The 20,871-nt window shown below is 73.5% G+C and carries 12 protein-coding genes; 5 read left to right on the top strand and 7 right to left on the bottom strand.

Annotation, left to right across the window (positions count from 1 at the left end; genetic code table 11):
• Nucleotides 1-214: 214 nt before the first annotated feature.
• The 4 genes from IEZ11_RS11910 to IEZ11_RS11895 all read right to left on the bottom strand — a co-directional run bounded on the left by IEZ11_RS11910 (nucleotide 215) and on the right by IEZ11_RS11895 (nucleotide 5,329).
• Nucleotides 215-1,549, bottom strand: a complete 1,335-nt coding sequence (locus tag IEZ11_RS11910; protein WP_189262678.1) for a PrsW family intramembrane metalloprotease — start codon at nucleotides 1,547-1,549, stop codon at nucleotides 215-217.
• Between the two features lie 10 nt (nucleotides 1,550-1,559).
• On the bottom strand, nucleotides 1,560-2,450 hold the full coding sequence (gene trmB, locus IEZ11_RS11905) for a tRNA (guanosine(46)-N7)-methyltransferase TrmB (RefSeq protein WP_189262677.1): 891 nt from the start codon (nucleotides 2,448-2,450) through the stop codon (nucleotides 1,560-1,562).
• A gap of 41 nt (nucleotides 2,451-2,491) precedes the next feature.
• Nucleotides 2,492-3,712 carry an L-2-hydroxyglutarate dehydrogenase gene (gene lhgD, locus IEZ11_RS11900; protein WP_189262676.1) on the bottom strand — a complete coding sequence of 407 codons (1,221 nt, stop codon included), beginning with the start codon at nucleotides 3,710-3,712 and terminating at the stop codon, nucleotides 2,492-2,494.
• A 192-nt stretch (nucleotides 3,713-3,904) separates the two neighbouring features.
• Nucleotides 3,905-5,329 carry an NsdA family TPR-like regulatory protein gene (locus IEZ11_RS11895; RefSeq protein ID WP_189262675.1) on the bottom strand — a complete coding sequence of 475 codons (1,425 nt, stop codon included), beginning with the start codon at nucleotides 5,327-5,329 and terminating at the stop codon, nucleotides 3,905-3,907.
• A gap of 738 nt (nucleotides 5,330-6,067) precedes the next feature.
• On the opposite strand from IEZ11_RS11895, the gene IEZ11_RS11890 reads away from it, so the two are divergent.
• Both IEZ11_RS11890 and IEZ11_RS11885 read left to right on the top strand, forming a co-directional pair.
• Nucleotides 6,068-8,146, top strand: a complete 2,079-nt coding sequence (locus IEZ11_RS11890; RefSeq protein WP_189262674.1) for an asparagine synthase-related protein — start codon at nucleotides 6,068-6,070, stop codon at nucleotides 8,144-8,146.
• A 378-nt stretch (nucleotides 8,147-8,524) separates the two neighbouring features.
• Nucleotides 8,525-11,821, top strand: coding sequence for an AfsR/SARP family transcriptional regulator (locus IEZ11_RS11885; protein ID WP_229712973.1), 3,297 nt, complete (start codon nucleotides 8,525-8,527; stop codon nucleotides 11,819-11,821).
• 16 nt (nucleotides 11,822-11,837) lie between these two features.
• On the opposite strand, the gene IEZ11_RS11880 is transcribed toward IEZ11_RS11885, so the two are convergent.
• Nucleotides 11,838-13,733 carry a sigma-70 family RNA polymerase sigma factor gene (locus tag IEZ11_RS11880; RefSeq protein ID WP_189262672.1) on the bottom strand — a complete coding sequence of 632 codons (1,896 nt, stop codon included), beginning with the start codon at nucleotides 13,731-13,733 and terminating at the stop codon, nucleotides 11,838-11,840.
• 267 nt (nucleotides 13,734-14,000) lie between these two features.
• On the bottom strand, nucleotides 14,001-14,783 hold the full coding sequence (locus tag IEZ11_RS11875; RefSeq protein WP_189262671.1) for a TetR/AcrR family transcriptional regulator: 783 nt from the start codon (nucleotides 14,781-14,783) through the stop codon (nucleotides 14,001-14,003).
• A gap of 404 nt (nucleotides 14,784-15,187) precedes the next feature.
• On the opposite strand from IEZ11_RS11875, the gene IEZ11_RS11870 reads away from it, so the two are divergent.
• Together IEZ11_RS11870 and IEZ11_RS11865 are read left to right on the top strand one after the other, a co-directional pair.
• Nucleotides 15,188-16,567 (top strand): NAD(P)/FAD-dependent oxidoreductase, encoded by a 1,380-nt coding sequence (locus IEZ11_RS11870; protein ID WP_189262670.1) that lies wholly within the window; start codon nucleotides 15,188-15,190, stop codon nucleotides 16,565-16,567.
• Between the two features lie 192 nt (nucleotides 16,568-16,759).
• Nucleotides 16,760-18,406 (top strand): ATP-binding SpoIIE family protein phosphatase, encoded by a 1,647-nt coding sequence (locus IEZ11_RS11865; RefSeq protein ID WP_189262669.1) that lies wholly within the window; start codon nucleotides 16,760-16,762, stop codon nucleotides 18,404-18,406.
• 164 nt (nucleotides 18,407-18,570) lie between these two features.
• Here IEZ11_RS11865 and IEZ11_RS11860 read toward each other — a convergent pair whose 3' ends face one another.
• Nucleotides 18,571-19,845 carry an MFS transporter gene (locus IEZ11_RS11860; protein WP_189263062.1) on the bottom strand — a complete coding sequence of 425 codons (1,275 nt, stop codon included), beginning with the start codon at nucleotides 19,843-19,845 and terminating at the stop codon, nucleotides 18,571-18,573.
• A 140-nt stretch (nucleotides 19,846-19,985) separates the two neighbouring features.
• Between IEZ11_RS11860 and IEZ11_RS51910 the strand changes: the two genes are divergently transcribed.
• On the top strand, nucleotides 19,986-20,534 hold the full coding sequence (locus tag IEZ11_RS51910) for a MarR family winged helix-turn-helix transcriptional regulator (RefSeq protein WP_189262668.1): 549 nt from the start codon (nucleotides 19,986-19,988) through the stop codon (nucleotides 20,532-20,534).
• Nucleotides 20,535-20,871: the final 337 nt, after the last annotated feature.

Here is a 20,871-nt window from a genome sequence, read left to right as displayed (position 1 = left end):
TCAGAACGCCGGCCCGCTGCGCAGCACAGCGCCGTCGTGGCCGATCGCGCAGTTCCCCGCGCCCCTTACGGGGCACGTCGCAGTTCCCCGCGTCCCCGGGGGCGTTCGGCTTGCTGCTTTCTCTTCGCCGGTCACCTTCCTGTCCGCCGCCGCAACGGCGCTCAGCCGTCGCGGCGCATTCCGGCGGTGCCGAGCCGTCCGCAGCCGCCGGGCGTCAGCTCCGGTACGGGTTGTAGGCCGGATACGGCACCGCCGTCCCGTACCACCCCGGTGCCGCACAGACCGACGGCGGGTGGCCGGCGTATCCCGGCCACCCGCCCGGCGCGGCCGTCCGGGCCGCGTACTCCAGGGCCGGGCGGACCAGCTCCCGTCGGCTCCACAACTCCGCCAGCAGCTCCCGCTCCCGCACCACGAAGTCGGCTCCCGCCCGCCCCCGCTGCCCCCGCCACCGCAGCAGGGCCAGCGTCGTCGCGTACCCCTCGTACTCGGCGACCGACCGCCCCGCCGCCTTCCCGAAGTGGTACGCGGCGTACTCCCGGGCCAGCTGCCGGGCCCGCATCGACCCGAGCACGAACGGCTCGGCCGCCCCCAGCCAGCCCGTGTAGACGTACGCCGGCAACTCCTCCCGCACGGTCCGCAGCTCCCGCTGCCGCGTCCAGACGGCCAGCCAGGTCAGCACCCCGAACGCCGGCACCATGAACATGCCGTACACGGCGAAGAACCCGAGCTGCCCGAACGTCGAGGACCCGTTCCAGAACGCGTGCATGCTCATCGCGAGCAGCAGCCCGGCGACCGGCACCAGCACGCGCCGCGCCCGCTGCCGCTCCCCGGAGAGCGCGGCGATGCCGAAGCCGATGCCGGTGAGGACGGTGAAGAGCGGGTGCGCGAACGGCGACATCACGATGCGCACGAAGAACGTCGCGGCGGTGACGGAGGCGATCCCGCTGTCCCCGGTCAGCTGGTCGGTCCCGAAGGCCGTCCCGAGGTAGAGGATGTTCTCGGTGAACGCGAACCCGGTCGCGGTGACCCCGGCTATCACCACCCCGTCGACGATCCCGGTGAAGTCCCGTCTGCGGAACAGGAAGACGAGGAGCACGGCCGCCGCCTTCGCCGACTCCTCGACGACCGGCGCTATCACGGTCGCCCCGAGCCGGTCCGCGCTGCTCGGATCCGCGGTCGCCGTCGCTATCCACTTCGTCGCGAAACTGTTGGCGACGATGGCTATCAGGGCCGCCGCGCAGGCGCCCCAGGCGAACGCGAACAGCACGTTCCGCCAGGGGCCGGGCTGCACCCGGTCGAGCCACCGGAACGCGCCGACGAGCAGCGGCACGGGCAGGACCGCGAGCCCGAGCCCGACGAGAAAGCCCTCGGTCCCCGTCTGCTGCCGCACCAGCGCGATGATCACCAGTCCGGAGAGGGCGAGCAGCGTGCTCAGCGCTCCGTACCGCACCCAGCGCCGCTGCCACCAGTGCGGGTGCCGCAGACCGCCGTCGGCGCGGTCCGGTGGGTACGACGGATACGGCGGGTACGGCGGCGGGGAGGTGGCCACGGCATCGACCCTAACGAGGTGACTCCTGACGGTGCCGCTCGCTCTGCGGCACCGGGTGCTGTACGCGGCGGAAGAGCAGATCGTTCACCACATGTCCCTTGTCCAGTCCCTGGCCCTCGAAACGGGTCAGCGGCCGGTGCGCCGGACGTGCCGCGAAACCGCCGCCGGCCTGTGTGTTCTCGAACTCCGGGTGGGCATCGAGCACTTCGAGCATCTGTTCGGCGTACGGCTCCCAGTCCGTCGCGCAGTGCACGATCGCCCCGGGCCGCAGCCGGGTCGCGGCGAGATCGAGGAACTCCGGCTGGATCAGCCGCCGCTTGTGGTGCCGCTTCTTGGGCCAGGGGTCCGGGAAGTACACGCGCAGCCCGTCCAGCGAGTCCGGCCTCAGCATCTCCCGGAGCAGGATGATCGCGTCGCCGTTCCCGACCCGGACGTTGGACAGCCCGTTCTGTTCGGCCAGGTTGAGCAGGTTCCCCTGCCCCGGCGTGTGCACGTCGACGGCGAGGATGTCGACGCCCGGGTCCTCGGCGGCCATCTGCGCGGTCGCCTCGCCCATCCCGAACCCGATCTCCAGCACCACCGGGTCGGCGTTCCCGAACAGCTCGCCGAGGTCGACGATCCGCTGCCCGTCGATGTCCAGGCCCCACTTGGGCCACAGCCGCTGGAGCGCGTCGGCCTGGCCGGCGGTGACCCGGCTGCGGCGCGGCTGGAAACTGCGGATCCGCCGCTCGAAGTGGGACCCGGCGGGATCGGCCTTGGGCCCGTCCGGAAACCGCGGCTCCCCCTTGGCCCGGGTGTGCCGGACGGACACCCCGGGGGCGTGGTCGGAGTGCTCACCGGGGGCGTGCCCGGTGAGCTCGGCGGGCCGGGGGGCTTCGGGGGCATTGCGGGAATCAGACACAGTGCGTCGATTTTACGGCCCCCGCCGGACGCCCGGCGGGGTCATACCGAGTCCAGCGTCTCCAGTGCCCGCCGTGCCACCTCCCGCCCGATCGGCAGCGAGGCGGTCGCCGCGGGCGAGGGCGCGTTCAGCACATGGACCGCCCGCGGTGCCTCCTTGATCAGGAAGTCGTCGACGAGCGTCCCGTCCCGCAGCACGGCCTGCGCCCGCACCCCCGCGGCCGCCCGCACCAGGTCCTCCTCCCCGGCGGCGGGCAGCAGCCGCCGTACGGCCGCCGTGAACGCCTTCTTCGACACCGACCGGTGCAGCTCCCCGCCGCCGTACCGCCAGTGCCGCCGTGCCAGCGCCCAGGCGCCCGGCCAGGCCAGTGTCCCGGCGACCTCCCGCGGCCGTACGACGCCCCACCCGTACCCCTCCCGGGCCAGCGCCGGCACCGCGTTGGGCCCGATGTGCACTCCTCCGTCGATCCCGCGCGTGAGGTGCACCCCGAGGAACGGGAACGCCGGGTCCGGCACCGGATACACCAGCCCCCGGACCAGCTCCGGCCGCGCCAGCTCGTAGTACTCCCCGCGGAACGGCACGATCCGCATCCCCGGCTCATCCCCGGTCAGCCGCGCGATCTCGTCGCAGTACAGTCCCGCGCAGTTGACCAGCACGCGCGCGCGTACGACGTCACCGCGGGCGGTGAGCACGGCCACGCCGCGTTCCGGCCGCCGGTCCACGCGGACCACCTGGGCGCCGTACCGGATCTCCGCCCCCGAGGCCTCCCCGAGCTGCCGGGCGACCCCCACGAAGTCGCAGATCCCGGTCGTCCCGACGTGTATGGCGGCCAGCCCGCGCACCTCGGGTTCGTACTCCCCGATCTGCGCGCCGCCGAGCTCGCGCACCGGTATGCCGTTCTCCCGGCCGCGCTGCACGAGCGCGTGCAGCCGGGGCAGCTCGTCCCGCTCGGTGGCGACGATCAGCTTGCCGGTGACGGCGTGCGCGATGCCGTACTCCGCGCAGAACTTGACCATCTCCGCGGCGCCCGTGACGCCGTACCGCGCCTTGAGCGACCCGGGCCGGTAGTAGATCCCGCTGTGGATGACCCCGCTGTTGCGGCCCGTCTGGTGCCTCGCCGGCCCGGCCTCCTTCTCCAGCACGGTGACCCGGGTCCCGGGCGCCGCACGGGTGATCGCATACGCGGTGGACAGCCCGACGATCCCACCCCCGACGACGAGCACGTCACAGTCGTAAGCAATCCCGGCGCGCACCTGCACCACCTCCCACCTCGATAGTGCACTGCGCCACTGACAGCCACTTCAAACGCACGGTTGGTGAAGCGCCCGGTCAGAGGCGCGGGGCCGTATGCGCCCCGTCAGGGGCGCGGGGAACTGCGCGACCAGCCCCCACGCACCCGCACCCGTACCCGCACCCGCGATGCGACACGAACCCCGCAGACGCTCAGGCGACTCTCACGCCGGCGCCATCAGCAGCGGCCGCGCCCGCTCCCGCAGCTCCACCACCCTCGGCTCGTCCCCGTACGGCTCCAGCCGGTGCAGCAGATCCTTCACGTACTCCGTGGTCCGCGCCGAGGAGATCCGCCCGGCCACCTCCACGGCCCGCACCCCCTGCTCGCAGGCCGCGTCGAGGTTGCCCGACTCCAGTTCGGCGACGGCCGAGACGACCAGCCGCAGCCCGTGCGACCGCACGAACTCCTCCGTCGGCTTGGAGAGGGCCTGTTCGGTGAAGCGCCGCACCTGCCGCGGAGCCTTCAGGTCCCGGTAGCACTCGGCCGCGTCCGCGGCGAACCGGTCGTAGCCGTAGAAGCCCAGCCAGGAAGGATCGTTGTCCCCTTCCCGGGCCCGCTCCAGCCACCCCTCCGCGGCCTTCAGCGCGGCCCCCGCGGCCTGCGCGTCATTGGCGCGCGCGTGGGCCCGCGCCTCGACCAGCCGGAAGAAGCTCATGGTCCGCGCGGTCGCCAGCCCCCGGTTGCGCTCCACCGCGGCCTGCGCGAGGTCGACGCCCTCGTCGCCGAAGCCCCGGTAGGTCGCCTGGAGGGACATCGAGGCCAGCACGTACCCGCCGAGCGGCACGTCGGCCGCCGCGCGGGCGAGCCGCAGCGCCTGGATGTAGTACCGCTGCGCGGCCTCCTGCTGCCCGGTGTCGAAGGCCATCCACCCGGCCAGCCGGGTCAGTTCCGCGCTCGCCCCGAACAGCGCCCGCCCGACCTCGTCGGAGTACGCGCCGAGCAGCAGCGGCGCCGCCTCCACGCGTAAACACTCCGGCACCATCGACGACCGCCAGTCGCCGCCGCCGTACTTGGAGTCCCAGCGTCTGGCGTCCTCGGCGGCCTCCCGCAGCTTCTGCACGTCGCTGTGGCCGACTTTGAGCGGTGCGCCCGAACCGTCCACGGCGTTCGCCTCGCGCGCGACCGAACTGTCGGCGGGGGTTATCAGCCAACGCGAGGCGGGCGTTGCGTATGCGCTTACTGCGAACGATCCGGCCAGCGACTGCCAGATGCCCCCGGAACCGGCCCGGCGGCCGGCGAGGTCGAGACGGTACAGCTCCGTCGCCGACCGCACCGCCTGGCCGACGTCCCTGGGGAAGGCGAGGCCCACCTCGGGTGCGGGATCCGCGTCCGCCAGGCCGATCTCGTGGAGCGGCACCGGGCGGCCCAGCTTCTGGCCGATCGCGGCAGCGATGAGGTGCGGGGCGGCGCCCTGCGGCACCATGCCCTTCGACACCCAGCGCGCCACCGACGTCTTGTCGTAGCGAAGAGTCAACCCGCGTTGAGCGCCAAGATCGTTGACGCGTCGCGCGAGTCCTGCGTTGCTGATTCCCGCGAGGGCGAGAACGGCGCCGAGCTTTTCGTTCGGCCCGCGTTGCTCCCTGGACATGCGCCACCCCTCGACACAGACGGCTGCCGCGCTGGCATAACCACGCGGCATTCGTAAACCCAGCGTAGTTCGCCGCATCCCAAGCGTTAAGAGGCATTGTTCCGGATGGCGGGATTGTGGTCCGTACGCGAGTGCGGCCCAGATACGCACCGTGCACGACCTGTCGCGACGTGCCCCCGCCGTGTGGCCGTGCGCCCGCCCGTGCGCTCTTCTCCGGCCATCGGGGGAGCGGTTCCATGGTTGGTGCGTGGGTCGGCCCGCTGTACTGGATCCAGTGGGCTGGGGGACACCGCCACCTTCATCCCCGCGGGTGGCGGACCGGTCCGGGAGGCGATGCCCGCCTCCCGGACTGTGCGTGTCCTGACACGCGTACGTGCGATGCGCAAAGCATGTACGGAGCGTGCGCAAGTCCGCGCGGCCATCGCCGATTTGGCCGAAAATCGACCCCACCTTTCGCGAGGGTCCAACGCTCCTACCACGGTAATTGAGGGCGCGAAGGGCGTCTTGGGGGAGCGTACAGGGGGCGCATTCGCGTCGCAGTCACCTGGTGCCGTACGGCGGCCGACTCCCGCCGCGGCCCCTCCACGGCACGCGCGCGTGGCCCGTCCTGCGGCAACTCCGTTCAATCTTCCATGGATCAAAGGCGGCCCCACCGCCCCTCCGGACCGCGTCCTTCATGGCAGCATGGGGACCCGGTTCGTACCCGTGCATGGTTGTCCACAGCCTGTGGAGGCGTCGATGCGGTGGTTGGTGGGATGGAGCAGCACCGCCTCCGGTGCCGCCACGCTCGGCTCCGCCGGCGCCATGGGCTACGACGGCGAGACCGTCCACCCCGTCGGCTCCCAGCTCCTGTGGGGCGACCCCGACCCGCTCTGGGCGGTGGGTGACTGGCGCCCCGACGAGGTGCGTGTCATCAAGGCCGACGCACAGAACCGCATCGCCGTCCTCGGCACCTGCGGCGCCACCGACGAGGAACTGCGCCTCGGCCTCTTCACGGCGCGCGGGGGCGCACTCCGGCATCTGACCGCCTGGTCCGGCAGTTACACGGCCGTCGTCCAGGTCGGCCGCCGGGTCACGGTCTGCGGCGACCTCGCGGGCGCCCGCCCCGTCTTCCACAGCCCCTGGGCAGGCGGTACGGCCTACGCCACGGCCGCGCTGCCGCTCGCCGACCTCATCGAGGCCAACCTCGACTACGGCCACCTCGCGGCCCTGCTCGCCGCCCCCGACGTGCCGGCCGCGGTGCACGACTCGACCCCGTACGAGGGCGTGCGGCGCATTCCGCCGGGGCATGCGCTGATCCTGCGCACCGGGGCGCGCGAGGTCGCCGGATACGAGCAGGTCGCCTCGCTCGCGGTCGCGGCCCCCTCCGCCGACCCGGACAGCGCGGTGGACGCGGTACGGGACGCACTCGTAGAAGCGGTACGCGCGCGGCTGTCGGCACCCCGGCACGTCCCGGACATCGACCCGGGTCCGGTACCCGGCATGGGCCCCGCCGAGCGTCGCGCGGCGCGCGGGATGCCGGTCCCGGGCATCGGCGCCGACCTCTCCGGCGGCCCGGCGTCGGGGACGCTCGCGCTGCTCGCCGCGGGCCTGCCCGGCATGCCCGGCACGGTCCTCGGCCACGGCACGGGCGCCGGCGAGCGGCTCCTGGCCGTGACCTTCAACGACCTGGCCGTGGGCGGCCGCGAGGCCGAACTCCAGCGCGCGGGCACCCTCGCCGCCAACCCGCGCCTGCACCACGTGGTGGTCACCGGCGGCGAGGAGACGCTGCCGTACGCCGACCTCGACGGCCCCCTGACCGACGAACCGGGCCCGTCGCTGATCTCCGCCGCCCGGCACCGCGCCCGGCTCGCCGCGGGCAGCGCCGACCACTTCACCGGCTACGGCGCCCGCCAGGTCCTCGACGCACACCCCGCGCGCCTCGCCGACCTGCTGATGGACCGCAAACGCCGCCACCTCGTCCGCCCGGTCGCCGCGCTGGCCAAGGCCGACGGCTCGGTGATGGTCCCCGCGCGCGTGTACGGCGCGGCACGGCGACTGGCGCGTACGCCGTACCGCGCGGGCGTCGAGTCCCTCGCCGAGCGCCTGCTGCGGCGCCGGTTCGACGATCCCGGAGGCGCGGTGGGCGCGTCCCTCGCGGCGCTCACCTGGGCGAGACCGGGCCCGGCGGCGCGCTGGCTGACCGGTGAGGCCCTCGCTGAAGTATCGGTTCTGCTCCAGGGGTCGGCGAACCGCTCCGGCGTCGGCCCCGGGCAGCGCCCCGGAGACTACCGCGCGCGTGCGGTGCTGGCCCGGCACGCCGCCGACCTCCGCGTCCTGGAGCAGGCGGCGGAGATCCGCTCCCAGCGCCTGCACGCCCCCTTCCTGGACAACCAGGTGGTCCGCGCCTGCCGCGACCTCCCCGAGGCCCTGCGCGTCCAGCCGGGCGCCCGTGCCGCGATCCTCCGTACGGTCCTGGAGGGGGCCGGCGTCACCGACCTCCCGCCGGGCTGGGGCGCCCCCTCCCACGCCTCCTCGGCGGCGGCCACCCGCACCGGGCTGCGCGTGGCCGCCGACGACCTGATCTCCCTCTTCGCGACGCCGCTGCTCGCCCAGGCGGGCCTGGTGGAGGCGAGAGTCGTCCGCAAGGCGCTCCGCTCGGCGGCCGCGGGTGAGCCGTTGCCGCTGGACGGGCTGGCCGACCTGGTCTCCCTGGAGCTGTGGCTGCGCCGGCTGCTGTCCCGGCGGGGCACGTGCTGGACGGGGACGCCGGCACGCGCGCGTGCGGTGCCGGCGGGGGTGAGGCCGATGAGGGGGGCGTTGGCCTCGGGGGCGTGACCCTCCGGGGAGGGGGCCGACATGTCCGGGGGCTGCCGCCCCCGGCCCCCCGCATCGGGGGTGGGACCCTCGTGGCTCGGCCGCGGCCCGGTGGGGGTCACCCGCGCAGTTCCCCGCGCCCCTGACGGGGCACGACGTCCGCGGGTTCGTGCTGTTCCGCGGGGTTCTGGCGGGGCGCGACGTTCGCGGGTCGTGGTTCATATAGCCGCGGGCAGGCGTGCCGCAGGGCGGCACGGGTGGGCGCGGGGGGACCCTGCCAGCGCCGGTAAGCGTCCCCACCCCGCGTCCCCACCCTCCCCGGCCCCACCCCGCGGCCCCCGACACACCCCCCGTCGAAACTCCGTGCCCCTTCGGCCGGTCCCCGGTGACAATGACCCGGTGCGGTACCGAATCCTGGGCACGGCCCAAGCCACCGATGAGCAGGGCGCCCCCATACCCGTCGGCGGCCCCCGTCTCCGCGCGCTGCTCACCGTCCTCGCCCTGCACCCCGCCCGCACCCTCACCCCCGAGATCCTCATCCAGGAGATCTGGGCGGCGGACGACGACCCGCCCCAGGACGCCCCGGCCGCACTCCAGGCCCTCGTCGGCCGGCTCCGCCGCAGCCTCGGCAAGGACAGCATCACGTCCGGCCCCGGCGGCTACCGGCTGGCGGCCACGGCGGACGACGTCGACCTGCATGTCTTCGAGCGGCAGGTACGCGAGGGCGGCCAGGCCCTCGCCGCCGGCGACCCGGCGGCGGCCCACCGCCTCCTCACCGAGGCCCTCGCCCTCTGGCGCGGCCCCGCCCTCGCCGACCTCCCCGACCGGGTGGCGGCCGCCGTCCGCCCGGCGGCGCTCCGGCTGGAAGCCACCCGCGCCCGCGCCGACGCCGCCCTCCGCCTCGGCCGCGCCGCCGACGCCCTACCGGAGCTGACCGGGCTCACCACGGACCACCCGTACGACGAGTCGCTGCACGCCCTGCTCATCCGCGCCCTGTGCGACACCGGCCGCCCGGCGGACGCGCTCGCCGCCTACGAGACCGCCCGCCGCACCCTCGCCGACGGCCTCGGCGCCGTCCCCGGCCCGGAACTCCAGGCGCTGCACGCGTCGTTGCTCACGCCGGAACCCGACCCCCTCGGCGCGCCCCCGCCCCGCACCGGCAACCTCCGTCCGCGTCTTACCTCCTTCGTGGGCCGGGAACCCGAACTCGAAGCCGTTCGTTCCGAATTGCACAGGGCCCGTCTCGTCACCCTCACCGGACCGGGCGGCTCCGGGAAGACCCGTCTCGCCGAGGAGGCCGCCGCCGGGCTCCCACAGGCATGGCTCGTCGAGCTCGCCCCGCTCGACCGGCCCGAGGCGGTGCCGGGCGCGGTGGTGAGCGCGCTCGGTCTGCGCGAGACCGTGCTCATGACCAACGAGCTGGCGACCGTGCAGACCGACCCCACGGCCCTGCTCGTCGAGTACTGCGCCCCGCGCAGCCAGCTCCTGATCCTTGACAACTGCGAACACGTCATCGAAGCGGCGGCCGCTCTCGCCGAGACCCTGCTCACCCACTGCCCGGGACTCACGGTCCTCGCCACCAGCCGTGAACCCCTGGGCGTCCCCGGCGAGTCGGTGCGCCCGGTCGAGCCCCTCGCTCCCGAGCACGCACACCGTCTCTTCGAGGAGCGCGCGGCCACCGTCCGCCCGGGGACGGGGACGGGGACGGGGACCGGTGCCGCGCCGGGCGACGCGGCGGCCGTCGACGAGATCTGCCGCCGCCTGGACGGGCTGCCGCTCGCCATCGAGCTCGCGGCCGCCCGGCTGCGGCTGCTGACGCCCCGGCAGATCGCCGACCGGCTCGACGACCGCTTCCGCCTGCTCACCGCCGGCAGCCGTACGGTCCTGCCCCGCCAGCAGACCCTGCGCGCGGTCGTCGACTGGTCCTGGGACCTGCTCGACGAGCGGGAGCGGACCATGCTGCGCGAGGTGTCCGTCTTCGCCGGTGGCTGGGACCTCACGGCGGCGGAGGCCGTGTGCACCGGACCGGCCGCCGACCTCGTCGGCGCGCTCGTCGACAAGTCCCTGATCGTCGCCACCCCGGACGGCACGGGCGGTATGCGTTACCGCATGCTGGAGACCATCCACGAGTACGCCGTCGAGCGCGCCGCGGAGCTTCCCGGGCTGCGTGCGGCGGCCGAGCGGCGGCACGGCACCTGGGTGCGCGCGCTCGTGGAGGAGGCGGAGCCGCGACTGCGCTCCGGGGAGCAACTGCCCTGGATCCGCCGCCTGGAGACCGACCTCGACAACATCCGCGCGGCCCTCGACCGGGCGATGCGCGCGGGCGACGAGGTACAGGCGGGCCGGATCGTCCTCGCCGTCGGCTGGTTCTGGTGGCTGCGCAACTACCGCCAGGAGGCGACGGCCTCGTTCCGCGCGGTACTGCGCCTGGGCGTCGCCCGGGACGCCCTGCCCGAGGACGCCGGTCCGGACGAGCTGCGCGCGCTCGCCGACGCGGCGGACCCCGTGGGCGCGTTCCTGGCCGCCCCCGACGCCGGGGCCGGGCACCCGCTGTGCGAGCTGCGTATGGACCTCAGGCTGTACGACCTGTTCCTGGCCGCCGAGTCCGGCCAGCCCGACCTGGTCGCGGACGAGCGGACCCCGCGGTACCTCTCGCTCATCAGGGCCGCGTTCGAGCCGGGCGGTCCCCGGGCCGCCCGGCTGCCCGGCCTCATCTGGCCGCTCACCGCCTGGACCCTGGGCGGCCCGGCCGTGGACATCGCCCCGGACATGTCCGCCGTGGTGGACAACTGCCGGGAGTACGGCGGCGACTGGGAGGTAGGCGTCTCCCTGATGTACCGCACCCACATCATGGTCGACTCACCCGGCAACCTGCGGGGCGTCGACGAGGACCTGGCCGAGCTGCGCGTCCTCGGCCGGCGGGTCGGGGACCGCTGGATGAGGGCGCAGGTGTGCAGCGCGGCGGGCGAGGCGGACATGGCGCGCGGCCGGTTCGCGGCGGCGGAGGGAGAGTACCGGGAGGCGCTGCGGCTCGCCCACGAGGTCGGCGCGTACGCGGAGACGCCGTTCCTGCTCGCCCGGCTCGCCGAGATCGCCTTCCGCTCCGGCGACCGGGCGGGCGCCCGGATCGCCCTCGACCGCGCGGGCGAGGCCTCCGACCGGTACGGGGTGGCGGAGTCGAAGGCGTACGTGGCGCTGCTGCGGGCGATCCTGGCGCACTACGACGGCGACCTGCCCCGGGCGCGCGAATGCTACGAGTACGCCCGGGACGCCACGGCGGCCGGTTCCGCGCCTCCGCAGTTCGGGGCCGCGATCCGCGTGGTCGAGGCCATGCTCACGGCCCAGGAGCACGGTCCCGCGCGGGCGCTGCCGATCGTGGCCGAGGGGCTGCGCGAGGCGGTGGAGTACCGGTGCGCCGAGGTGATCACGGCGGCCCTGGTGGACGTCGGCGCCGACCTGCTGGCCAGGCTCGGCGATCTCGCCGGGGCGGTACGGCTGTACGCCGCCGCCGACCACTGGCGGGCCGGGAGCGTCCGCCCCGAGCCGGAGCGCACCCGCGCCGCGGAGGTCGACGAGACCGCCCGCACGACGCTGACCGCGCGGCGCTACGCGGCCGAGCGCTCGCGCGGCGCCTCCCTCACCGAGGAGGACGCCCTGCGTGAGCTGAACAGCACGCCGGCCGCCACCGGCATCTGAGCCGGGGCCGCGTCCGCTACCGGCAGGTGAACTTCGACTCGGCCCAGTCGGCGAGCGCCACCGTGTCGAAGGCGGTCAGCGGTTCGACCACCAGACGCACGGTCCGGCGCCCGGTGAGGTCCACATGGACGGGTACGGCGGCCTGTCCGCCCTCGACCGCCCCGGACCGCCACAGCCGTACCCCGTCCGCGTAGACGGCGAAGGTGACCCTGCCGAGGCCCAGGGTCATGTCGTCGACGCCGGCCGTCGCGTCGTAGGCGGTGCACTGCCGGTTGAGGTCGATGGTGACGGAGGACCGGCCGTGCACGGTGACGCCGTGCGCGTACTCCTTGCCGGCCACCGTCACGCCGTACCGCTGCCAGACCCAGCTGCTCTCGCCGAGCCGGATCTCCGGCCGGGTGCCGTCGCCGGTGATGTCGAAGCGCAGCTCGCTGAACTGGTAGACGGCCGGGGCGGGCGGCGGAGTGGGCGTCGGCGTGGGAGTGGGAGTCGGGCTCGGGGCCGGTGCGGGGGTCGCGGTGGGGGTCGGCTTCGGGCTCGGGGCGGGCCTGGGGGCCTGGGTCGGGGTCGGGGTGGGGGTGGGGGTCGAGGTCGGCCGGGGGGCGAGGACGACCGGCTCGGGTGCCGGTTTCCGCTTCGGCGGGGTGGGGGCCGGCGTCACGGGCCGCTGTACGGCCGGCGCGGACGGGGCGGGTTTCACCGCCTCCTTGACCGGGTGGCTGTCGTTCGTCAGGGCGAGGGCCACCACGGCGATCGCCGTCGCGGCCACTCCGGCGGCGATACCGGCCTTCACCGGCCCCGCGAGCCCTTCCGAGGCGGCGGCACCCCCGGCCCCGCCGCCCGCCCCGCCGGACGAACCGGCGGCCGCGGCGGCCGCACCCGCGGCCCCCACCCCGGCGCCCCCGGCGACGATGCCGAGCGCCTTGGCGTACCCGGCGGCTCCGAGCCAGCCGATGACCGCGACCGGTACGACGGCCGGGATACCGCTCGCGACCTCTTCGATCTGGGCGGCGGCCAGCCGGCACCTGGCGCACTCCTCCAGGTGCTTGCGCAGCCCCCGTTCGGCGCGGACCCGCAGTTTGCGGCGGGCGTAGCCGCCGAGCTGGTCGGCGTAGCGGGCGCACTCCTCGTCGTCGACGAGGGAGGCGCTCACATGGGCCTGGAGGTAGGCCTGCTTGAGCCCCTCCCGGGCCCGGCTGGCGAGGACCCGGGTGCCGTTGGCGTCCAGTCCGAAGAGAACGGCCACCTCGCTCGGCGACTCGTCCTCGACCTCGGTGTGCCACAGCACGGCCTGCCAGCGCTCCGGCAGCGAACGGAAGGCCCGCATCGCCATCGACTGCTCGGCCTCGTGCATCGCGCGCACGTCCGCGCCGAGGTCGAGCCCCGCTCCGAAGGAGCCAGGAGATGCGGTGTCTTCGGCCCCCTCGGTGCCACGCGCGGCCTGTGCCGCGAACAGCGCGAAGTCGTCGACCAGCTGCTCGCGCCGGGCCGACTTGATCCACTGTGCGGCGACCCGCCGTACCGAGGTGAGCAGATAGGCGCGCACGGCGTACTCGGGTCCGGAACCGCCGCGCACCGCCTGCAGCATGCGGGCGAACACCTCGGCGGTCAGGTCGTCGGCGGTGTGCCCGTCCCGGCAGCAGGTCCGCGCATAGCGCCGTACCGCGTCCGCGTGCCGGCGGTACAGCTCCTCGTACGCCGAGTCGTCGCCGGCCCGCATCCGCTCGATCAACTGGCTGTCGGGATGGGGCAGTTCGCGGGACGGCGGCAGCACACTGCCGTCCCGCTGTGCCGGAACGTTCCCCTCCGGCGGTTCGCCGGCCGGTGGCACCGCGGCCCGCCCGCCCTGGCTGGGCACCTGCGGCGAGGTCGTCCCCTCACCGACGGACTCGTCCCACCCGTCAACGCTCATCGCGGAACGCCCCCGATGCCTGCCCGACCGACCGAATCACCGGCTCAGACTGCCACACCGCCTATGACCCGGCTCCCCGGGCGACAACACGGTCACCCGTAAGAGGAAACGCCGGGACGCAGCGCCCCGAGGGGCGCGGGGCTGTGCCCGATATGCGGCTCCGCCGCGTGGGCGCGACCAGCCACAACTCACCCGCACCCGCCCACAGTGATGGCCCGGCACCTGCTGCCGCGCTCCCGCGGGCACCGCAAGTACCGGAAGCCACCGTCACGGCCGGGACCGCAGTCCGTCCAGCAGGATGTCCAGCAACCGGGACGAAGCCGCCGCCTGTTGCGCGGCGTCCGGCAGGGACGGTGCCGCCGTGGCGATCACCAGCAGTACGTCGGACACCGAGACGTCCGGCCGCAACTCACCGGCCGCCCGCGCCCGTTCCACCAGCCGCCCCACGACGTCGAGCAGCGCGGCCGCGCCCGCGTCGTCGGCGATGTCGGCCACCGGCTCCCGCTCCTCCGACACCAGCCGCAACTCCCCGGCCGCCGGCTGGGTCCGCTGCTGCGGCACCCGGGCCTCCTCGGCCCCGGAGCCGGCCACGGCACGGCCGCCGACCTCCTCCGGCACCCCGACCCGGAGCACCTGCGGCGGCAGCAGCCGCCCGGCGCCCGACGCCACCGACGTCCGCAGGAAGCGCGACAGCGCCGACCACGGCTCGTCCTCCTGCCCGAGCGCGGCCCGCGCCTGGTCGGTCAGCCGGGAGGTCTCCTCCTCGGCTATCCGCCGTACCAGCACGTCCTTGCTCGGGAAGCGCCGGTACACGGTGCCGACACCGACCCGCGCCCGCCGTGCCACGTCCTCCATCGGCGCGCCGTAACCCAGCTCGCCGAAGACCTCGCGCGCGGCCCGCAGCACGTGCTCCAGATTGCGCTGTGCGTCCACCCGCAACGGCGTCGTACGCGGCCCGTCACCGCGTCCGTTGCCCGCCGTCGCGCTCACTGTTCCGCCACCGGCCGCCAGAGCGGATACCGATGACCAATGCGTGTCCTGAATGTGCATTTGTTTTCCCCCGGTTAAAGACGTCTCCCCCCGGAGACTCTCCCCGTCACTGATGAGCCGGAGCGAGCGGAACTGCGGCCGACCCATGAGCGATCCATGGACCGCGGACCGGGCGGACCGCCCGTCGCGGACGGATCGGCCACATCCCCTACACCCCGTCGACACACGAACATAGTTGAGAGGCTGTCAATTCAGAAGGGGGACGTTCCGCACGGAGCGCCCCCCGATCGGAGTACGAGTCGTTTACCTCCCGATTCGTTGCCTTCACGCCCCCCTGCCCGCCCCCGCTGACCTGGCCCCTTTCCTTCGGTGGGGGGCGCGCGCCCGGCGCTCGGCGCAGCCGTCCGCCGGTCACACAAATTGCCGGGGCTGTGGACAAACAACAGTCACGGGTGCGTCATGGGATGGTGAAGGAACGTGCGCGCATTCTCGTTGTCGGCGGCGGCTACGTCGGGATGTACACGGCCCTGCGGCTGCAGCGGAAGCTGAAGCGGGAGCTCAGTCAGGGTGAGGTCGACATCACTGTCGTCGCCCCCGACCCCTACATGACGTATCAGCCGTTCCTTCCCGAAGCGGCCGCGGGTTCGATTTCCCCTCGTCATGTCGTCGTACCCCTGCGGCGCGTCCTGGACCGATGCCATGTGGTCATCGGCGAGGTGACCGCCGTCGAACACGCCAAGCGCACCGCCGAAGTCGCCACCCTCGCCACCGCCGAGGAGCGAAAAGGCGCCACTTTCGTGGAGTACGACGAACTGGTCCTCGCCCCCGGCTCGATCGCCCGCACGCTGCCCGTCCCGGGGCTCGCCGAGCACGGCATCGGCTTCAAGACCATCGAGGAGGCCATCGGCCTGCGCAACCACGTCATCGAGCAGATGGACATCGCCTCCTCCACCCGCGACCCCGAGATCCGCGACGCGGCCCTCACCTTCGTCTTCGTCGGCGGCGGCTACGCGGGCGTGGAGGCCCTCGGCGAACTGGAGGACATGGCCCGCTACGCCGCGCGGTACTACCACAACATCCAGCCCGAGGACATGAAATGGATCCTCGTCGAGGCCACCGACCGGATCCTGCCCGAGGTCGGCCCGGAGATGGGCCGCTACACCGTCACCGAACTGCGCCGCCGCAACATCCAGGTGCTGCTCGACACCCGTCTGGAGTCCTGCGCCGACCGCGTCGCCGTCCTCAGCGACGGCCAGCGCTTCCCGACCCGCACCCTGGTCTGGACGGCCGGCGTCAGACCGCACCCCCTGGTCGCCGCCACCGACCTGCCGCGCACCCCGCGCGGGCGGCTGAAATGCACCGCCGAACTGAGGATCGACGGCGTCGACCACGCATGGGCCGCGGGTGACGCCGCCGCCGTCCCCGACGTCACCGCCGCCGAACCCGGCACCGAGACCGCCCCCAACGCCCAGCACGCGGTCCGCCAGGCCAAGGTCCTCGGCGACAACATCGTCCACGTACTGCGCGGCGAACCCCTCGACACCTATGCCCACAAGTACGTCGGCTCGGTCGCCTCCCTCGGCCTCCACAAGGGTGTCGCCCAGGTCTACGGGCGCAGGCTGAAGGGCTACCCTGCCTGGTTCATGCACCGCGTCTACCACCTGAGCAGAGTGCCCACCTTCAACCGCAAGGCCCGCGTCCTCGCCGAATGGATCCTCTCCGGGCTCTTCAAACGGGAGATCGTCTCGCTCGGATCACTCGAACATCCCCGAGCGGAGTTCGAACTCGCGGCCGGTGGAAAGCCTCCTCACAGTCCCTCCGACGACTCGAACGGGTCGTCCTGACGGAACTCAGGAACTCCACGGCCCGCCCCGGCGTCTGACGGATGTCGTCGCCGACGGCCACCCTGCCAGACTGCCCTCAGACCGAGCACAAGGCTTCTCCCCAGCTTCTCCCCAGAACTGCACCGGGGGACTTCCCCCGGCCCCCGGCCGCTCCCCGAGCCGGCCGGAGACGACGACACGAGGCAAGGTTTCGTGAACTTCACGCGCTGGAGCGCCCGGCTCCCCGGAACGCAGCGCCGCGCCGCAGCGCGGACCGAGCACGCGGTCCCCCCGGACCGGCGGGGGGAAGGTTCCGTACCCGCGGCCCGCGCCGAACAACTGACCGATGAACCACCCTGCGTCCCGGCCGTCGACGAACTGCCCGCCCGCGGCGTCCTCGACCACGTCCCGGCCCTGGTCGCCCTCGTCCACGGCCCCGACCACCACATCGCGTACGTCAACGACGCCTATACGTCGGCCTTCGGCGTCCGCCCCCCGGGCTCCCCCGCCCGCGAAGCCCTGCCCGAACTCGCCGAACTGGGCCTGCTCCCCCTTCTCGACCAGGTCCTGCGCAGCGGCAAGCCCCGCACGCTCAAGTCCCGCAAGGCCCTCGACGGCCGCACCTACACGTTCACCTGCACCCCGGTCGCCGAGAACGGCGACCGCGACGGCGGCGTCCTCCTCTTCGCCACCGATGTCACCGACCACGCCGAGGCGGCCGAGCGCCTGCGCGCCAGCGAACGCCGCCAGCGCGAGACAGCGGTCACCCTGCAACGCTCGCTGCTCCCGCAGGAACTCGAACAGCCGGACGACCTGCGGATCGCCGCGACCTACCAGCCCGGCGGCACCGAGGCCGCGGTCGGCGGCGACTGGTACGACGTCATCACCCTCGGCGGCGGCCGCACCGCCCTCGTCATCGGCGACGTGATGGGCCGCGGCGTCCGCGCGGCGGCCGTCATGGGCCAGCTCCGTACGGCGGTCCGCGCCTACGCCAGACTGGACCTCCCCCCGCACGAGGTCCTCCAGCTCCTCGACGGCCTCGCCACCGAGATCGACCCCAACCAGATCGCCACCTGCGTCTACGCCGTCCACGACCCCAACGAGGGCCGACTGGTGTACGCCTCCGCCGGCCACCTCCCGATCCTGGTCCGCGACGAGCACGGCAGCGTGCTGCGCACCGACGAACCGACCGGGCCGCCGCTCGGCACCGGCGGCTGGGTCCACACGTCCGGGTCGGTACCGCTGGGCCCCGGCTCGACGGCCGTCCTCTACACGGACGGCCTGGTCGAACGCCGGGACGAGGACCTGGACCAGGGCATCGCGGCCCTGTCCCACGCACTGGCAGGCGCCACCGGCACCCCCCAGGTCGTCTGCGACCGCCTGGTCCGCTCGGCCGGCGTCACGGCCGACCACGACGACGACGTCGCCGTCCTGGTCCTGCAGCATCCGGCCCGCACGGGCCCGGACAGCGACCTGTTCCGCAACGCCGCGCTGGAACTCCTCGGCGGCGTCGAGGCGGCGCCACGCGCCCGTGCCTTCGCCTCCGGCGTGCTGACCAGCTGGCGGTTCCCGGCCGATCTCCAGGACCTGGGCGTCCTCGCCACGAGCGAGCTGGTCGCCAACTCCCTCCAGCACGGCACCCCGCCCATGCGGCTGCGGCTGCGCCGCACCGACCGCCGACTGATCATCGAGGTGACGGACGGCGACGACCACCTGCCGCGGCGCCGGCGCGCGGAACCGGGCGACGAGTCGGGCAGGGGGATCGCCATCGTGGCGACGATCGCTTCGGGGTGGGGGTCGAGGAGGACGCCCGGGGGCGGGAAGGCTGTGTGGTGCGAGTTCGTGTTGCCGAAGGGGTAGGAGTCGCGCCGTAGGGGGGCGGCCCTTGTGTTTCGGGTGCGGGTGGGTGGGGGGTTGCTCGCGCAGTTCCCCGCGCCCCTGAAGGGGCGCCCCAGCCGCGGGCGTCTTGTCAGCGGCACCCGGCAAGCGCCGGTGAGCGTCCCTACCCCCCCGGTCCCAACCCGCTACGCGGACACGGACTCCGAAGCGGCCCCGCCTCGCGCCACGACCCTGCTCCGGGCAGCCAGCCAGGGCCGGTCCTGGACGTCGGTCAGCCGCTTGCCCAGCCGCAGCGCCAGCACGCTGATGCCCAGCGAGAACAGCAGGAACGTGACGACGTACGGTGCGGGCAGCGACGCCGCCAGCGGGCCGCCCACCGCCGGACCCAGCGCCAGCGCCAGCTGCTTGACCAGCGCGAACGCCGAGTTGTACTGCCCGGCCAGCCCGGTCGGGGCAAGGTCGGCCACCAGCGGGGCCACCGTCGGCGACAGCATCGCCTCACCCAGCCCGAACAGCGCGTACGTCGACACGAACGCGGCCGTCGCCATCTCCTGGCTGCCGTGCCCCAGCCCCGCGTAACCCGCCACGACCCAGGCCACGGCCCAGATCAGCCCGACACCCGCGATCACCCGTGACCGCCGCCTGCGCTCGACCAGCTTGAGCACGGCGAACTGCGCGACGACGATCATCAGCGTGTTCGCCGCCAGCGCGGTACCCAGCGCGGACGTGGAGATCCCCGCCGCCTCGACGCCGTAGGCGCTCAGCCCGGACTCGAACTGCCCGTAGCAGGCGAAGAACAGCACGAAGCCCAGCACCGACAGCTGCACCATCGCCCGGTTCCCGAGCAACTGCTTCCAGTTGCCCTTCGCCGACGAGGAGGCCGGCGCGTCCGCGATCCGCGGCGAGTACGGCATCCGTACCGTCGCCATGACGACGGCCAGGAGCAGGAACATCGCCGCCTCGATCGCGAAGAGCAGGGTGAAGGAGGAGACCCGGGTGGTGTCGACGAGGTGGCCGCCTATGAGGCCACCGACACCCAGCCCCAGGTTCTGCAGGAAGAACTGGGTCGCGAAGGCGCGGGACCTGGTCTCCGCCGTCGAGCATTCGACGATCATCGTCGCCAGCGCCGGCTGCATCACGGCCTGCCCGGCCCCGAGCAACGCCGCCGCGGCCAGCACGGTCGCACCGCTCCCCGCCAGCCCCAGACTCAGCGCACCGATCGCGGCGGTCACCAGGGCGGTGAGAAGGACCGGTAGTGGACCACGCCGCACGATCGCCCGGCCGGCGAACGGCAGCACGATCAGCGCGGCCACGGCGAAGACGGCGAGCACGAACCCCGCCGTCATGGCACCCAGTCCCCGCACCTGCGCCACATAGACGTACAGGTAGGGGACGGTGAAGCCGAGCCCGAACGCGCTGAGTGCGTTGCCCACGTGGATCCGGCGCATCGCTGCGCCCATCGCCCTGGTCACGTTCACCTCTCTCAGGTAGTCAAGTCGTGGACTGGTGAAGTCTCAAGACTTTGAAGCTAAAGTTCGAAGCTAAAGACTACATCGTGAAGGACTTCAACGCCAAGCGCGCCCGTGCGATACTTCGGCCCATGGCCGACACCCCCGGCGCCGGCGAGCCGACACTCGACGAACAGATCGCCGCCTACCAGCGCGAATTCCAGGACCTCGACCCCCAGGTCGAGAAGATCGTCTCGGCGCTGTCCCGGCTCAACCGCCGTATGAACGTCGCCTACGGCCGTCAGACCGGCGCTCTCGGCATCAGCAGCGCGGAGTGGGAGGTCCTGAAGGCCCTCGTCCTCTCCGGGGTCCCCTACCGGATGGGCCCCAGCGAGCTGGCCAAGCGCCTCGGCCTCACCCCCGCCGCGATGACCCACCGGATCGACCGCATGGTCACCGAGGGGCTCGTCACCCGGGAGAGGGATGAGTCCAACCGCGTTCGGGTGATCGTCGAGCTGACCACCGAAGGACGCGAGAAGTGGCTGGAGGCCATGCGCCTCGCCTCCGTCTTCGAGGAGGACCTGCTCCAGGACCTCTCCGCGGCGGAGCGTGCGGTGCTCGGCGAGGTCCTCACCAGGCTGCTGCGCCGCGTCGAGCACGCCCAGCCCGACGCCGGCGGCCGGCTGACCGACCTGGACTGACGCCCGGACACGCGGACGCGGAAAAAATCTTGACAGGGGAGGCTTGACACCCCTCTGCCCGCCCCGTAATGTTCTCCGGGTTGCCACGGGGCCGTAACGGTTCTGCGACAGCACCTCCGCCGCATGAGCGGCACCTCAAACCACCAGCACGATCTCCCGGACGGGTTGATTTCGGCGTGCCCGAATTCAATTCGATTTCGGATCTCAGTGATGCTTGATCGGACCGCAAGGTCCGATTGGGAATCACGGAGCGGATCCGCTAGGGTTTGGGACGTCGGAACGGCCCAACGGCCGGGAAGGCAACTCCCGCTGACTGGGAATCAGACGCCGAAAGGAT

Source organism: Streptomyces fuscichromogenes, from assembly GCF_014645815.1.
Lineage (GTDB): Bacteria > Actinomycetota > Actinomycetes > Streptomycetales > Streptomycetaceae > Streptomyces > Streptomyces fuscichromogenes.
The sequence above is the reverse complement of the archived record's forward strand: the minus strand, read 5'-3'. Positions and strand labels throughout refer to the sequence as shown.

Excerpts from the sequence above, each read along its gene's own strand:
- IEZ11_RS51910 (WP_189262668.1), top strand. The coding sequence starts at position 19,986 with ATGGCCGACACCCCCGGCGCCGGCGAGCCGACACTCGACGAACAGATC.
- IEZ11_RS11870 (WP_189262670.1), top strand. The coding sequence starts at position 15,188 with ATGGTGAAGGAACGTGCGCGCATTCTCGTTGTCGGCGGCGGCTACGTC.
- IEZ11_RS11875 (WP_189262671.1), bottom strand. The coding sequence starts at position 14,783 with ATGCACATTCAGGACACGCATTGGTCATCGGTATCCGCTCTGGCGGCC.
- IEZ11_RS11880 (WP_189262672.1), bottom strand. The coding sequence starts at position 13,733 with ATGAGCGTTGACGGGTGGGACGAGTCCGTCGGTGAGGGGACGACCTCG.
- IEZ11_RS11890 (WP_189262674.1), top strand. The coding sequence starts at position 6,068 with ATGCGGTGGTTGGTGGGATGGAGCAGCACCGCCTCCGGTGCCGCCACG.
- IEZ11_RS11895 (WP_189262675.1), bottom strand. The coding sequence starts at position 5,329 with ATGTCCAGGGAGCAACGCGGGCCGAACGAAAAGCTCGGCGCCGTTCTC.
- IEZ11_RS11860 (WP_189263062.1), bottom strand. The coding sequence starts at position 19,845 with ATGGGCGCAGCGATGCGCCGGATCCACGTGGGCAACGCACTCAGCGCG.